Below are 15,324 nucleotides of genomic sequence, written 5' to 3' on the forward strand. Positions count from 1 at the left end.
TCAATCTAATCACTACTTTCATGGATGATTATCCTGTATCTGTTGATGAAAACGGTGTGAAGATAAAACCTGAAAAAATGGAAACAGAAAAACTCTATCATTGTATTTTCAAAGAAAAAGCAATGTTAGTTTTCAAAGATTCTCAAGACGTAATGAACTGTTATGAGATTGAAGAAAAAGATCTTGTTGAAAAAATCAAGAAAATCAACAATGATGACGATCTAGAAAAATTATTTGATGAATATCTTAAAGGTCAAGACCTGAATAATTAAATAAAAGCGAGAGAGAATTTTGTTATTAAAGGAATAACGAATTGAGTAATAACAAAAAATCAAAAGACGCAGAAGATATTTTATCAGAATTTGACTCTAGGAATAAATCAGAACCAGAACCAACACCTGAACCAGAACCAACACCTGAACCAGAACCAACACCTGAACCAGAACCAACACCTGAACCAGAACCAACACCTGAACCAGAACCAACACCTGAACCAGAACCAACACCTGAACCAGAACCAACACCTGAACCAGAACCAACACCTGAACCAGAACCAACACCTGAACCAGAACCAACACCTGAACCAGAACCAACACCTGAACCAGAACCAACACCTGAACCAGAACCAACACCTGAACCAGAACCAACACCTGAACCAGAACCAACACCTGAACCAGAACCAACACCTGAACCAGAACCAACACCTGAACCAGAACCAACACCTGAAACTCCTTCTGACAAAACAGAAACTTCTAAACCTGCAGAAGAACGTGATGTGATTTTTGTTGGTACAAAACCTATCATGACTTATGTTTCTGCAACTTTAACACAACTTTCAACAAGACAAACTGTTACCATAAAAGCTAGAGGTAAAAGAATAACTCAAGCTGTAGATGTATCTCAAATGATTGTGAAAAGAATGGACTCTGTAGGCTATGTGATTAGTGATGTGAGAATTTCATCTGATTCACTAACTTCTCAAGATGGTAAGCAACGAAATGTCTCTACCATGGAAATTGATATCTCAAAAGAATAAATTCAAAATCCCTCTGATAATACTAAGTGGAATTTTAATCTCAGTACTTGTAATATTTTCTTCAAATTCTTCTTGTGGTATTCAACATATGACAATTTTAAATGAAATTAATTTTTATCAAGACACACTTGATCCAGAATTTTGTGAAGTAATTGTTGAAAAAATTGATTTGTTTAATGATTCATGTGAGCCTTACGTAGAAATTCTTGATTGTGGTTAATACTTTATTTCTTGCAAAAACGTAATTCCAAAATAAATCAACATTCCACTTAACCCTATCATCAATATTTTGTAATTTTTGTTTGAAAGAATTTTTACACTCTTTGATGCCAAAAATGAAATTCCTCCAAGCCATGCAAAATCCATCCAAATATGTAATCCAAACATGATTAGCATGCCTGAAAATGCCCATATCATCATGGCATCTGAAATTAGCTTGAATCCTATAGTTAACCACCAAATAATGAAAAATGGATTTAGTCCACTTAACAAAACTCCTGTAATTAACGCTCCTTGTTTTGGATTTGTAATTGAAAGTTCTTTTTCTTTGAGAACTGTTCTAATTTGTAATGCTGCAAAGACAAAAAGCGTTATTGCACCTAAAATTGAAATGATTGTCCTAAACTCTGGAAAACTTTCTAATGAAAAAACACCAATTCCTAACAATATCACTAATGGTAATTCTACAATTGCATGGCCTGTAGCCATTTTAACGCCTGATTTTGCACCTTCTCTTAATCCATATGATATGTTTGCTGCAAAAAGAGGCCCTGGTGCCATTACTCCTGATGCAGAGATGACTATTACTAGTACTGCAAATTCAAAGAATTGTTCCATCTAATTCAATTTTCATTATTTTGATTATGAAATAAACATAATCAATAGAACTTACATGTACATAGAATCTTTTAGATGCTTAGATTCTTCTTCAGCTTCTTTGATAACTGTTTCAGCTTTTTCTGCTTCTTTTTGTAATGCAGAAATATCACATGATGATCCTGGAATTAACTTCGATATTGCCATACATAACTTAGCACTTGATTTAAAATCAGGACCTTCCCCATTTGTATGAAAAATAATTACAATTACATCTTGTCCTGTTATGCTTGCTACATTTAACAACGTTCCAGGAATTCCTGGTACTGTTCCAAATTCTAAAACTTTTAACCCTGCACTTCTTATTTTTTCTCGTGCAGAATCTGTACTGCCAATTCCAATCAACTCTTCATTTTCATTAGGTGATTTTACTGCAATACTGCTTACAACTAATCCAATTTTGTGTTTTTGTGCCCAATTAAGCATTGTTTTGGCTGTAACTTTGTGTAATGATTGATCAAGTGTTAGATATGATAAAAAGACACTTACCTTTGATTCTTCATTTACAAAAATTCTTGATGGGTAGTTTGGTTTTCCATCTTTAATTACACTAATTGGTGGAAATATGTCTGAGTCAATAATTCCTGCTAGTTTAAATTTCGATGTGTGCACCATTGATTCTGATGCAATTGCACTGCTAAAACCTGCTGATGGAAATCCGTCAATAAGATATCCTCCTTCTAGATTAAGTGGTTTGAATTCTTTAATTCTTATTTTTGGGTACATGGTTATTTTTTGTTTTTATTAGATAATAGGTTTTGTCTAACTTTGTAATTTTGTTACTAGTGCTGCGTAGATAAATGGTAAGATCGTCGTAACTTCTGCATGTAATGTTGATTGTTTTGCTTTTTGTGTAACTTTGCCCCATGAAATTGCTTCTCTAACTAATGCTCCACTAAGACTGCCATCAAACTCTTGTGCAGTTGTAATGTAAAATGCATAGTCTAATCCCTCTCTGTATTGGTTCCACCATAAAGTATGATGCTTTGAAATTCCCCCTCCAATCATAAATGCTCCTGATTTTTCTGCTTTGAAAATATATCCTGAAAGTAAATCTGCATCTCCTGCCATGTTTAATTTAAAATCATTATGTTTTTGTGTGAATAACCAAATTTGACTTCCTACTGCTCCATCCATAATTCCTGGAACTACAACACTGATGTGGTTTTTGTATGCCCAATAAAGAAATGAATCTTCTCCCAAATGTTTTCCAATCATTTTACAAATTTCTGCAGTAGTCATCTCTTTGACTCCGTTTTGATATTCTTCTTCTAAGAATGTCTGCATCTTTTCTTCAATTAGTGGTCCATAACTGTCCATAGGCACAAGTACATTGCCTAATCTGTGGATATCTTGGTCTGCAAGTTCATTATCATCCATTGTAAATGATCCTTCTTTGTAATGTGAAAAGTGTCTTGCAATATCATGATCTAATGCACCACAAGTTGTTATTGCAACATCAAACCATTTGTTTTTGAGCATGTCTTTTAGAATCCCTCTTAATCCTGTAGATACTACTGCCCCCACAAACGAGATGAATTTGAGACATTGTTTGTCCGAAATCATTTCAGATAAAATATCAACACCTGTTGATAGATTTACTGATTCAAATCCTCCTGACTGAGATAATTCTTGAAATATTTTTTCAATAGATGTGTTTGAATCAATCTCTATGTCTTTTACTGGACGGCCTGGATCAACCATGTTCTAATTCGATGGAGTCAAGTATAAAATTCTGCCTTAACTTTGAATTATTTTTCAATTATCTAAGAAAACTTTAAACCCGCCCAATATCACCACTCTTCGAATGACAGGAAGAATCAAAGTCGGATTAGTAGGAATTGGAAACTGCTTTTCAGGACTTATTCAAGGAATTGAATACTATAGAAAAAACCCTTCTCAAGAAGTAATTGGAATTATTCACGATAAATTAGCAGGATATGGAATTCATGATATTGACTTTGTATGTGGATTTGATGTTGGAGAAAACAAAGTTGGAAAACTAATCAATGAAGCAATTTATGAATACCCAAACATGGTAGACTGGATTCCAAAAGATGAAATGCCAAAAACTGATGGCAAAGTATTCGAGAGTCCAGTTTTAGATGGTGTTGGATTGTGGGTTGAAAACAGAGTAAAACCAATCAAAAGTGCAAAAACTGATGATGAAATTGCAGAAGAAGCAAAGAAAATCATCAAAGAGACTGGTGCTGAAATTATTGTATCATATTTACCTGTGGGTTCAGATAAAGTCACTCAATTCTGGGCTCAAGTTTGTCTTGATACTAATACTGCTTTTGTAAACTGTATTCCTTCATTTATTGCATCAGATCCTGAATGGGCAAAAAAATTTGAAGAGAAGAACATCCCTTGTATTGGTGATGATATCAAAGGTCAAGTTGGAGCAACTATTGTGCATAGAACATTAGCAAAACTCTGTAATGACAGAGGAACTAAAATTGAAAAAACATACCAAATCAATGTAGGCGGAAACACTGATTTCTTAAACATGAAAGAACAAGAGAGACTAGTCTCCAAGAAAATTTCTAAAACTGAAAGTGTACAGAGTCAACTTGATGAACGACTAGATGATGATCAAATCTATGTTGGGCCTTCTGACTTTATTCCATTTTTAGGTAACACCAAACTCATGTTTATGAGAATTGAAGGTCGTCAATGGGCAAATATTCCTTACAACATGGAGGTTCGTTTAGATGTTGATGACAAGGCAAACTCTGCAGGTATTGTAATTGATGCAATTCGACTTGCAAAGATTGCACTTGATAGAGGAGTTGGTGGACCAATCAAACCTGCAAGTGCATATCTGATGAAACACCCAATTGAACAAACTTCTGATGTTGCTGCAAAGACTGCATGTGAAAAGTTTGTAGCTGGCGAATAATCATCTAAACTTGTTTGCATCTGAAAATCTATTTTTTCTGCTTTTTTGATATTTTTCCAGTTTGAATTCTTTTGAAACTGATTTTTCTTTTTTTAGTTTAGTAAGTTTTGTATTGACTACTTTGTTGTTTTCAGCTAAATCCACAATGAGGCTCTCTCCGCCAAATCTTCTATTCTCTACATTTGCCGCAAGAATTGGGATTCTGTTTTCTAATGCCCTGACTTGAACATACATGTGCCATGATTCTATCCCTCTTCTTACAATTCTGCTAGGTGACAACAAAACTTGGGCGCCTTTTTTTGTCAAAGTATTTGCTACCTGTGGAAATACCATATCATAGCAAATCACCACTCCGAATTTGCATGCAGTATTGAAGATTTTAGCCTCCTTTCCGGGCGTGACCGTATCTCTCTCATAATCAAATGGGTGTATCTTCTCTTGCCTGCCTATGAATTCTCCTTCAGGACCAATCACAGGTGCAATTATTGAAGATTTTTTCTTGTTATTTTCATAAAATGCCCCTGGAATAATGGTCATTGAAAAATCTCTGGATATGTCCTTAAATTCTGAAAATTCTGTATCAAAGTCTGAAATTATATTTTCTTTTAGCCATTGTTCGGGAAGACAAACAATGTCAGTTTCCTGCCTGCCTAATTTTCTTAAAATCTGTGAAACTCTGTCTATTCCTTTTTGGTTATTTTGATATGAAACGGTTTGAATCATTCCTAGTTTTACCATGTTTTTAGAATGGGTATTTGGTAATTATAGGTAGGCACACATTACGATCAGAAATTTCATTTTTCTCTGAGTAACCGTTACGAAAAATATCATACTAAAACAAGAAAAATTATGCAATAGTGTCAACTAAACTTGTTAAACATCGATTATCTCACCAATTGAGACATTATTCTTATTGGTTCATGTAAAAAAAGTCGAGATCTTTGGCTTCAAATCATTTGGATTCAAGAATACCACTGTGCAATTTGAACCTGGACTTGTATCGATCTCAGGTCCTAACGGTTCTGGTAAAAGTAACATCTTAGATGCTATCATTTTTGCAATGGGTGAAAACAAACCAAAGGTTATGAGAGTTGACAAATTACGATCACTGATTCATGATATTGAAGGAAATAGACGTGGACCAAAAATGGCAAGATCTAGTGTTCATTTTGATAATTCTGATAGAAAGATTCCAGTTGATTCTGACAATGTGGAAATTACAAGGGAAATGGATGCAAATGGAGAAAATACATACTATCTAAACAAAAAGAAAACAAACCGTAGTCATATTCTTGATTTACTTGATATGGCAAATGCTGGATTAGGTCAGCTTAATGCTGTGCAACAAGGAACCGTTACAAGAATTTCTGAATTTACATCTGAAGAGAAAAGAAAGACAATTGAAGATTTGATTGGACTTTCGTATTTTGATGAAAAAAAGGCTGAATCTGTAAAACAACTTGATGAGGCAGATAGGAGATTAGAAATTGCTCTTGCAAAAATGGGTGAAATAAAGAAACGAATTGATGAATTAGAAGAGGAACGTAACCAGAAATTGCGCTATGATATTCTTGAGCGTGAATTAAATCGATACAAGGCAATTGCTGCAGCTAACAAACTAAAGGTGATTTCAAGCCAAAAAGAGTCAAAGGAATCAACTTTACACTCAGTTACTGCTGAAATCACCACATTTGATGATGAAAGAAGTATTCTTAGAACTGAAATTGGAACTTTGGAATCTGAAAAATCAAAACTTATGGCAGAAGCTAATGATTATACTCAAGCAAAATCTGCACTTGATACTGAAATTGCAACTGCAATGGAACAATATGAAATTGACAATAGTGCAATCTCTGCATCAAAGAAAAGAATAGAACAAATTGAATCTCGAATTCCAGAAATTCAAAAAGAACTTGAAGATGTTGATAGTGCACGAAGCGATATAGATACACAGATTTTGAAAATTAAAGAATCTATTGAACAAACCAATGTAAAGAAAAACAAAATTAATTCTGATTTAGAAATTGTCGACTCTCAAAGAAATAAAATTTTAGATGAACAATCACAAGCTGCAGCTAAAAAATCTGAGATTGATCAAAAAATTAAAGAGTTAACAACTCAACTTAATGATGCAAAATTAAAACTCTCTAAACTACAACACGAAAAAGAAGAATCAAAAATTAAAGTTGAATCAAACACTGCAAAACTACAAGGTCTTGAACAAGGTATTGAAGAACTGACTTCATCAAAAACAAAACTAGAATCTATGATCAAAAACCATAACGCTACAATTACTGAATTAAAATCTAGAATACAAAAACTACAATCAAAAAAATCTAAAATTGTTTCCGATATGGATGAATGGGGGGAAATTTTAGAAAAATCTAATCAAGCTGCAACTCGTTATGAATCAAAAATTAAAACTGTTAAAGGATTCATGCATGAAGACTATACTGTTGCAAAATTAAAAGAAGATGCAGAACAACTTGGCATTGAAGGTTTAGTTTATGAAATGATTTCTTGGGATAAACAATACGAGCGTTCTATCTTAGCTGTAAGTTCTGATTGGATTAAAGCAATAGTTGTAAAAGACTTTGCAACTCTTCTTGGGATTGCAGAGTTTGCAAGGTCTAGAAAATTATCTAAACTCAAGATTATTCCTATGGATTCTATCCCTAAATTCAAACTAAAACTACCTACCGATTCAGGCGTAATAGGTGTCCTTTCAGACTTTGTACGCTGCAAACCTGCCTATGCTGAACTCAAAACTTTCCTATTTGGAAATATTATTCTCACTGAAACCCGAGAATCTGCATACAATGTTTCTCAGTCTGGATACAAGGCAGTTACTATGGATGGTGAATATTTTGAAGCAAAAGGTGGAACTGTTGTTATTGATATTGATTCAAAGATATCAAAACTTACAAAATTAATTTCGATGAGTAGTGATGTTGATGGTTTATTCCAATCAATTAATGCTGTAAAGAAGTATCTTCTACTGAAAAAGAATGCCATTAAAAAATTAGATGACTCTATTCAATTAAATTCTGAACGACTTTCAATTTCTGAACAATCTCTTGCATCTACCAATGAACATTACTCTACCCTTACACCTAGAATTGAATCTGCACTAAACATGAAAGAACAAATCACAACTAGAATTGCTGATTTGACTTCTCGTGATCAAAACATTGAATCTGAAGTTCTTACAAATGAATCACATGTTGAATCCTTACTAGAACGTATATCCATTGTAGAAGAAAACTATGCAAGTGGAGAACAAGCACGTATTGCAAATGAATTATCTAGAATCAATGCAAAGAAAGCTGAAGTCGAAAAACTATACACCACCATTACCAATGAATATCGTGACAAGGCTTCACAATTAACAACATTAGAAACTCAAGATAATCGTGAAAAATCTCAATCTAACCGTCTTCATGATGAAGAACGTTCATTGAGTTTGGAAAAAGAAGAATTACAATCAAAAATTAATGAACTAGAAGTCCAAAAAGAATCAAAGAATGAAGTTCTTGTAAAACTAAGAGAAAAAGAACAAGAACTTATTGAGACATCTGGTTCTTCTATTGGACAACTCAAAGAGTTTGATGACAAACTCAAAGTATTATCTGAGAAAGATAGAGAATTGACTAAACAAATCAATACTTTGGAGAGACAATCTGACTCTTTGAACCGTGATTTGAGGGATTTAGTTGAAAATGAGACTAAATTACAGCAAATTCTCTCTGCATTTGGCTTTGACAAAGACATGGAGACATTTGATGTAGAATCTATTGTTCAAGGGCTGTCTGCAGAATTGGCTTCATTAAATGCACTAAATGCAAAAGCTCCTGAAACTTATCTTGAAGTATCTTATGGTTATCGTTCAATGTCTACTAGAAAGAATTCTCTTGAAGAAGAAAGAAACTCTATTGTAAAATTCATTGAAGACATTGAAAAGGACAAGCGTCAGACATTCTTGGATGCATTTGACAAAGTCGATAAAGAAATTAAATTAATTTTCAACAAGATGACTGGTGGAAATGCATGGTTAGAACTACAAAATGAAGATGATATATTCAATTCTGGAATTTCATACTTGATACAATTTCCAAATAAACCAAAAAGAGAATCTACATCCATTAGTGGTGGTGAGAAGACACTAGCTGCAATTGTATTTGTACTTGCTTTACAAAAACTCAAACCTTCCCCATTTTACTTGTTTGATGAAGTAGATGCACACCTTGATGCTCCAAACTCTGAAAGACTCTCAAATATTTTAGAAGAGCGAGCAAAAGAAAGCCAATTCATTATGGTTTCACTAAAAGACTCTGTAGTCCAAAAAGCAAAACTGATCTATGGTGTATTTCCAAAGAATGGTGTGTCAAACGTTGTCACTTACAAGGACAAACGTATGCCTTCTGTTAGAACATCTTAGTTGATTTTTACATGACAAGCTGAATAGTGCTCATCATCTATCTTTTCAAACTTTGGTTCTGTTTCACATTTGTCAATAACATATGGGCATCTGTTTCTGAATCTACAGCCATGTAGAATATCGATATCTGACGGTTCGTTGATTCTGATTTTTTTATCCTTGTGTAAATTGTCTGGATTTGGCTCTGATATTGCGTCAATTAACGCCTGTGTGTAAGGATGTTTTGGGCTAAGAAGCACTTGATCAATAGGTCCTACTTCTACAATCTTTCCTAAATACAAAATTCCTATTCTTTGACCAAAATACCTTGCAGTTGCCAAATCATGTGTGATATAGATAAATGAAATGTTGTATTTTTTTTGTAATTCATGCATCAACTCTAGCATTTCAGCTCTAATTGATACATCAAGCATTGAGACTGGTTCATCTGCTAAAATGACTTTTGGTTTTAATGACAGAGCTCTTGCTAAAACCACTCTTTGTCTTTGACCTCCTGACAACATATGTGGATATTTTTTGATTATTTCTTCAGCTGGTTCTAGCTTAACTTCATGAAGAACTTCGATTACTCTTCTTCGTCTTTTGTCTTTATTTCCAATATTGTGAATTTCAAGTGGCTCTGAAACAATATCTCCAATCTTCATTCTTGGATTTATCGAATCATATGGATCCTGATGAATCATTTGACATCCCATTCTGATTTTTTGCAAATTTTCAGGATTGTTGTCAATTTCTTGTCCTTCGAAAAATATTTTTCCTGAATCCGGCTGTATTGATCTTAAAATTAATTTTGCAATAGTTGATTTTCCTGAACCGGATTCCCCTGCTAGTACAAACACCTCTCCTTTCTTTACAGAAAAAGAAATGTCATCCGTTGCTCTTACTGTGTCAGATTCTTTTCCAAACATTCCTTTTTTTGTAAAATATTTTTTCAAATGCTCTATTTTGAGAATTTCATCCAACAAATACTGTTGAATTTAGAAGTATATCAAGAGATATAGTTTGTGCGTAAAGAATTGGGTTAAGGCTTTTATGCCCTCTAATACTGATTTTAGTACTTGAACAATACCTTACAAAAAAACAAAGAATACAAGAAATTTGTTGTTGATTCCAGATTACAATATTTCAAACCTCATGCCACAAAAATTGAAAAAACGTTTGCTGAAGAAATCTCATCTGGCCTTGGAACTAACTCTAAATCTATTCATCCCAAATTTTTCTATGACAAGAAAGGTTCTGAGTTGTTTGAAAAAATATGTTCTGTTCCAGAATACTATCCTACTAGAACTGAAATTTCTATTCTGAAAAAACTCCAGAGTGAACTGTCTTCCTACTTGGATGAAGACTTTAGATTGGTAGAATTAGGCAGTGGTTCCTCAACAAAAACTCGGTTAATCCTGGACTTTTTGACATCTCAAAAAACTCTCGAGTACTTTCCAATAGATATCTCTGAAATTCTTACAGAAAGTTCTGAAGAATTACTAAATGATTATCAAAATCTTACAATTACTGGCATTATCGATACTTATGAGGGTGGTTTAGAATTTTTAAAAACATATGATGATAAAAGCAATCTCATCATTTTCCTGGGTTCCAGTTTTGGTAATTTCTCTCCAATTGACGGGTACAAATTTTTAGAAAAAGTTTATGCTACTATGAAACCTGGTGATTTGTTTTTGATTGGACTTGATCTTGTAAAAGACAAAACCATTCTTGAATCTGCTTATAATGACTCTGAAGGCGTAACTGCAAAGTTCAATCTTAATGTTTTATCTAGAATTAATGACGAGCTTGATGCTGATTTTAATTTACAAAACTTTTCACATCATGCTATTTACAATGAAAAAGATCAGAGAATTGAAATGTATTTGAAATCTCTGGTTGATCAATCAATAATCATATCAAAATCTGATTTGGAATTAAAATTACAAAAAGATGAATTGATTCACACTGAATACTCTCACAAATATAGATTATCTCAAATTCATGATCTTCTTGATGATGTTGGATTTGAGTTAAAACACACCTGGCTTGACGATAAAAAATATTTTTCATTAACTTTGGTCTCAAAAACTTGATAGATTTTCCATAGTTTGTGCCTAAATACTAAGTCAGGATTCAGTAAGGAGTTCCTTTCTCTCTCTGATTTTTTAATGCATTAAGATACCATTCAAATTCGTCTAAAAAACGTTCAATTCTTTTTTCATATTCTTGATGCAAGAGATTTCCTGATTCATCAAATGCTTCATGTACTTTAGAAATTTGAAGTGAAGATGGAATTGATGGGGAACCTAATTCTGCAAAAATATGCCGTAAATGCTGTGCTGCATTAATTCCTCCAAAGGAACCTACTGAATAGGAAACTATGGCAGAAGGTTTGAAAAAATATTCTTCAAGACAATAATCAAGGGTATTTTTCAAGGCAGCTGATATTGTATGGTTGTATTCAGGCGTAATTGGAACATATCCATCAGCAGAAATTATCATATCATGTAATTTTTGGAATTTAGATTCAGGATTTTCCATTTCTTTATACATTCTATCTAAAATTGGTAAATCCAACTCCATTGGATCCACTACTGAGACTTTGTGTCTTCTATCTTGAATTTTCTTCGTGATGTATCGTCCTACTCTTTCTCCATTTCTATCCTTTCTTAGAGAACCTAAAATTACTGCTATGTTCATACCAACAAACTTTCAAATTATGTCATAAAGTTTTCTCCAAAACTAATCCCAATCTTTGTTTGATTCTACACTAAAATATTTGTAAAATTATTTCATTTTTTGCATTAGTTCTTCAAACACAACTAATGGTTGTTTACCTTCGATTTTTTGATATTCTCCACGCTCATTTACAACAATAAATGTTGGAGTTTGGTTTACTTCATGTACCTCTCCTAACTTTAGACTTTGATCAATTTTTTGATTAAATTCTGAAGAAGACATACATTCATCATATTTTTCCATATCTAAATTAATCTGACTTGCAAAATCTCTTATTTTATCTGCACTTGCCCATCCATCATTGGTGTCTCCTTGGTTTAGATATAATATTTCATGAAATTCCCAATACATCCCTTGTTGTTCTGCACAATAACTTGCATGTGCTGTAGGATAGGAATCATCTCCTAAAAATGGATAATCCACAAACACCAATTCCACTTGACCTGATTCTATATACTTCTCTTTCAAAGGCATTGCAGTTTCTTTATACCACTCACTACAAAATGGACACTGGAAATCTCCAAATTCTATAATTGTAATTGGTGCATTTGAATTGCCCAAAGAGTGGCTGTATTGTTTGATGTTTTCTACATCTACCCTAGCTGCTTCTGCCACCTTGGTGTTCATATCCATTCCAGTTACTGCATAAATACTCATGGCAATACCAACAACAATCACTGCAGCTGCAATTACAATTTTAGTTGGCATATTAGTCAATAATGTTCGTAAATCGCAATTGATAATTAATGTTTAGACATCATTTAATCAAATATGAACACAAGGCATCTTATTCCTATTCTCGTTTCAATACAAATTATTTTGATTATTGCTAGTTTTTTATCATTATCTCACTTCGTCAACGAACATACCATTTTTGAAAATTCTGTACTTCTTGTATCTGAACTCAAACAACATTCAGATGTACTGATCTTTGAAGTGCACAAATATGTTAATGGAGTTCCATACGCAGATCCTGAAAACTCGATAATTCACATGGAAGAGGAATTTAACATATTAAAAAATGGGGGAGTGTCTCACAATTTGACCTTAAACCCCCTTCCAACTAAATTTTTAAACGCACATAATATTGCTCAAACCAAATTAATTGTTTATACTAATTATGTGGGAGAAATTCTAAAAGAAGAAAATCCAAAATTCGGTTTTAATGATTTAATATTTACAAATCTCGATACTGCAAAATTTGACACTAATGGTGCTTTAGATTATTTATTATCTCTGATGCTAGAAGAAAATAAAATTTACAGTAAAAATCTTTTAATTTTACAAATTGGTCTTGCAATCCTAAATGTTGGAGTGCATGTAATGGTGTTATTGATTATTCTTGATCTTTTAAGAAAACAATCTGAAAAAGAAAGGCGATTAGAAAAATTGGCTTCAATTGGAGAACTTGCATCCCGAGTTTCACATGACATACGTAATCCATTGACTACAATTAAAGGAGTGGTAGATTTACTAACTTCACAAAAATCTACTGTAACTGATGAGAAAGACATTCAACGTTTAGAATTAATAAAAAAATCTGTTACTCAAATAAATCATCAGGTAGAAGATGTACTTGATTATGTTAGAACAAACAAAATTTCATTAGAAAAAACATCTTTGCTAGAAATAATTAATCTAGCTGCAAAACGTGTTTCTATCCCTGATTCTGTTGAGGTTTCATATCCTGAAAAAGACTATACAATAAGATGTGACAAACTCAAAATGGAGATTGTATTTGTGAATTTGTTGTTAAATGCAGTTGATGCAGTACGTAGAGAAGGAAAGATTGCAATTAGAATGAAAAGTGTTGATAACTTTATTGAGATTCAGGTGGAAGACTCTGGACCTGGAATTGATTCGGAGTCTATCTCAGAAATATTTGAACCTCTTTTTACTCTAAAACAAAAAGGTACGGGTCTTGGGTTGGCTAGCTGCAAAAATATCATAGAACAACATGAAGGCACAATCAATGTATCTAACAATCCAACAACATTTACAATTATGATTCCTTCAAATCTCTAATTACAAACTAAATATCTTCAGCACATCTAAAACCTGAAAACAACCATCTTTCATCTAATCTAAAGAAATTCCTATAACTTCCACGTATTGACATTTTTGGTGTGCCAAACGAACCTCCTCTCAAAACTTTTTGATTTGTAAACCATTTGTCATTATATTCATCAAATCCTGTTTTGAAACCTGGATATCCTGTAAATTCTGATGATGTCCATTCCCATATGTCTCCGATCATTTGCTGACATCCTGATGAACTGATTCCTTCTGGATATGTTCCAATCTCTGTGCATCCCCAGTGATATGATTCAAGAAGATTGGCTTTGTTCTCTGTTGGTTGTTCATTTCCCCATGGGAAAATGGTTTTTTCTTGTTTTGATTCATTCCAACATGCTGCTTTTTCCCATTCTGCTTCTGTTGGTAATCTTTTTCCTGCCCATTTACAATATGCATCAGCCTCATAGAAACTGACATGGCATACTGGTTCATTTGGGTTAATTTCTCGGATTCCTAAAAAGTCTCTAACATTCCATTTACCATTAACTTTTTCCCAATACATTGGTGCATTCCATTTGTTATCTTTTACTTTCTCCCAACCATCTGATAACCAATACTTGTATGTCTCATATCCTCCATCTTCGATAAATTCTAGATATTGCTTGTTTGTAATTGGAAACACATCAATTTTGTAATTATTCAGGTATACTTTATGTTCTGGAAGTTCAATATCGTAGCAGAATTTTTTTCCATTGAATCCCATAGTGTATAATCCCCCGTTTATCTGAACAGAACTTTGTTCAACACTGTTTTGTTTTTGGATTTGATTTTTCTTTACTGGTCTATATTGTTCAGCAAGAAGATGTTGTAAATCATACACTAACAATTCTTGATGTTGACATTCATGATGAAATCCCATTGTGATTAATCGAACTGCATTTTTGTCTAAAGACTGAGTTTCAATAAATTTCTCTACTCTTTGATTGATTGTATTGAAATATTGAAAAATCTGATCAACAGTTGGTCTAGAAATTACACCTCGCAATCCTTTGTCATGTGGAACGCCAAATTGTTGATAATAGGAATTAAGATATTCTGAAAATTCTTTTGAATAAAATTCATAATTTTTGTCTAGTTTACTCATAATTGCTTCATAAATCCAACTAACGTGTCCGACGTGCCATTTTGGTGGACTCATGAAAAATGCAGTTTGTACCACAAAATCATCCTTTTCTAGAGTTTTTACTAACTCTAAAGTTCTACTTCTAGTTTCTCTAAATTGCTCAAGTAGAGGTTTTCTCTCTGTTAGTTCTGGATTTGTAGTCATTACTA

15 protein-coding genes are annotated in these 15,324 nt (G+C 33.1%); 7 read left to right on the top strand and 8 right to left on the bottom strand.

All coding sequences use genetic code 11. The features are described 5' to 3' along the window. Nucleotides 1–20: 20 nt before the first annotated feature. From NMAR_RS03445 to NMAR_RS10005, 3 genes are all read left to right on the top strand, one after another. Nucleotides 21–272, top strand: coding sequence for a hypothetical protein (locus NMAR_RS03445; protein ID WP_012215026.1), 252 nt, complete (start codon nucleotides 21–23; stop codon nucleotides 270–272). Between the two features lie 41 nt (nucleotides 273–313). Beyond that, on the top strand, nucleotides 314–1,036 hold the full coding sequence (locus NMAR_RS03450) for an AlbA family DNA/RNA-binding protein (RefSeq protein ID WP_148680071.1): 723 nt from the start codon (nucleotides 314–316) through the stop codon (nucleotides 1,034–1,036). Nucleotides 1,037–1,124: 88 nt separating this feature from the next. Further along, on the top strand, nucleotides 1,125–1,256 hold the full coding sequence (locus tag NMAR_RS10005; protein ID WP_274377697.1) for a hypothetical protein: 132 nt from the start codon (nucleotides 1,125–1,127) through the stop codon (nucleotides 1,254–1,256). Here NMAR_RS10005 and NMAR_RS03460 read toward each other — a convergent pair. Genes NMAR_RS03460 through NMAR_RS03470 form a run of 3 tightly spaced genes read right to left on the bottom strand, consistent with a single transcriptional unit; the run spans nucleotide 1,253 to nucleotide 3,616 of the window. Continuing rightward, nucleotides 1,253–1,873, bottom strand: a complete 621-nt coding sequence (locus NMAR_RS03460) for a LysE family transporter (RefSeq protein WP_012215029.1) — start codon at nucleotides 1,871–1,873, stop codon at nucleotides 1,253–1,255. The genes NMAR_RS10005 and NMAR_RS03460 overlap by 4 nt on opposite strands. Nucleotides 1,874–1,924: 51 nt before the next feature. Further along, complete coding sequence (locus NMAR_RS03465; protein ID WP_012215030.1) at nucleotides 1,925–2,638, bottom strand: proteasome assembly chaperone family protein; 714 nt, start codon at nucleotides 2,636–2,638, stop codon at nucleotides 1,925–1,927. Nucleotides 2,639–2,674: 36 nt separating this feature from the next. Beyond that, on the bottom strand, nucleotides 2,675–3,616 hold the full coding sequence (locus NMAR_RS03470; RefSeq protein WP_012215031.1) for a deoxyhypusine synthase: 942 nt from the start codon (nucleotides 3,614–3,616) through the stop codon (nucleotides 2,675–2,677). A gap of 103 nt (nucleotides 3,617–3,719) precedes the next feature. Here NMAR_RS03470 and NMAR_RS03475 point away from each other — a divergent pair, with 103 nt between their 5' ends. Then, entirely contained in the window at nucleotides 3,720–4,814 is a 1,095-nt protein-coding gene (locus NMAR_RS03475; RefSeq protein ID WP_012215032.1) for an inositol-3-phosphate synthase, read from the top strand. On the opposite strand, the gene NMAR_RS03480 is transcribed toward NMAR_RS03475, so the two are convergent. After that, complete coding sequence (locus NMAR_RS03480; RefSeq protein ID WP_012215033.1) at nucleotides 4,815–5,552, bottom strand: carbon-nitrogen hydrolase family protein; 738 nt, start codon at nucleotides 5,550–5,552, stop codon at nucleotides 4,815–4,817. It lies immediately after the preceding gene. 175 nt (nucleotides 5,553–5,727) lie between these two features. On the opposite strand from NMAR_RS03480, the gene NMAR_RS03485 reads away from it, so the two are divergent. Beyond that, nucleotides 5,728–9,252 (top strand): chromosome segregation SMC family protein, encoded by a 3,525-nt coding sequence (locus NMAR_RS03485; RefSeq protein ID WP_012215034.1) that lies wholly within the window; start codon nucleotides 5,728–5,730, stop codon nucleotides 9,250–9,252. Here NMAR_RS03485 and NMAR_RS03490 read toward each other — a convergent pair. Beyond that, nucleotides 9,249–10,214 carry an ABC transporter ATP-binding protein gene (locus NMAR_RS03490; protein WP_148680072.1) on the bottom strand — a complete coding sequence of 322 codons (966 nt, stop codon included), beginning with the start codon at nucleotides 10,212–10,214 and terminating at the stop codon, nucleotides 9,249–9,251. The genes NMAR_RS03485 and NMAR_RS03490 overlap by 4 nt on opposite strands. Before the next feature lie 96 nt (nucleotides 10,215–10,310). Here NMAR_RS03490 and egtD point away from each other — a divergent pair, with 96 nt between their 5' ends. Continuing rightward, nucleotides 10,311–11,330 carry an L-histidine N(alpha)-methyltransferase gene (gene egtD, locus NMAR_RS03495; protein ID WP_012215036.1) on the top strand — a complete coding sequence of 340 codons (1,020 nt, stop codon included), beginning with the start codon at nucleotides 10,311–10,313 and terminating at the stop codon, nucleotides 11,328–11,330. Between the two features lie 40 nt (nucleotides 11,331–11,370). On the opposite strand, the gene NMAR_RS03500 is transcribed toward egtD, so the two are convergent. Next, on the bottom strand, nucleotides 11,371–11,937 hold the full coding sequence (locus tag NMAR_RS03500; protein ID WP_012215037.1) for an NADPH-dependent FMN reductase: 567 nt from the start codon (nucleotides 11,935–11,937) through the stop codon (nucleotides 11,371–11,373). Nucleotides 11,938–12,024: 87 nt separating this feature from the next. Next, nucleotides 12,025–12,684: a DsbA family protein gene (locus NMAR_RS03505; RefSeq protein ID WP_012215038.1), complete on the bottom strand. Its 660-nt coding sequence runs from the start codon at nucleotides 12,682–12,684 to the stop codon at nucleotides 12,025–12,027. A 111-nt stretch (nucleotides 12,685–12,795) separates the two neighbouring features. On the opposite strand from NMAR_RS03505, the gene NMAR_RS03510 reads away from it, so the two are divergent. After that, nucleotides 12,796–14,001: a two-component system sensor histidine kinase NtrB gene (locus NMAR_RS03510; protein WP_187146559.1), complete on the top strand. Its 1,206-nt coding sequence runs from the start codon at nucleotides 12,796–12,798 to the stop codon at nucleotides 13,999–14,001. Between the two features lie 7 nt (nucleotides 14,002–14,008). Here NMAR_RS03510 and egtB read toward each other — a convergent pair whose 3' ends face one another. Next, nucleotides 14,009–15,319 carry an ergothioneine biosynthesis protein EgtB gene (egtB, locus tag NMAR_RS03515; RefSeq protein WP_012215040.1) on the bottom strand — a complete coding sequence of 437 codons (1,311 nt, stop codon included), beginning with the start codon at nucleotides 15,317–15,319 and terminating at the stop codon, nucleotides 14,009–14,011. Between the last annotated feature and the right edge of the window lie 5 nt (nucleotides 15,320–15,324).

Origin of the sequence: Nitrosopumilus maritimus SCM1 (assembly GCF_000018465.1) — an archaeon.
Classification (GTDB): Archaea; Thermoproteota; Nitrososphaeria; order Nitrososphaerales; family Nitrosopumilaceae; genus Nitrosopumilus; species Nitrosopumilus maritimus.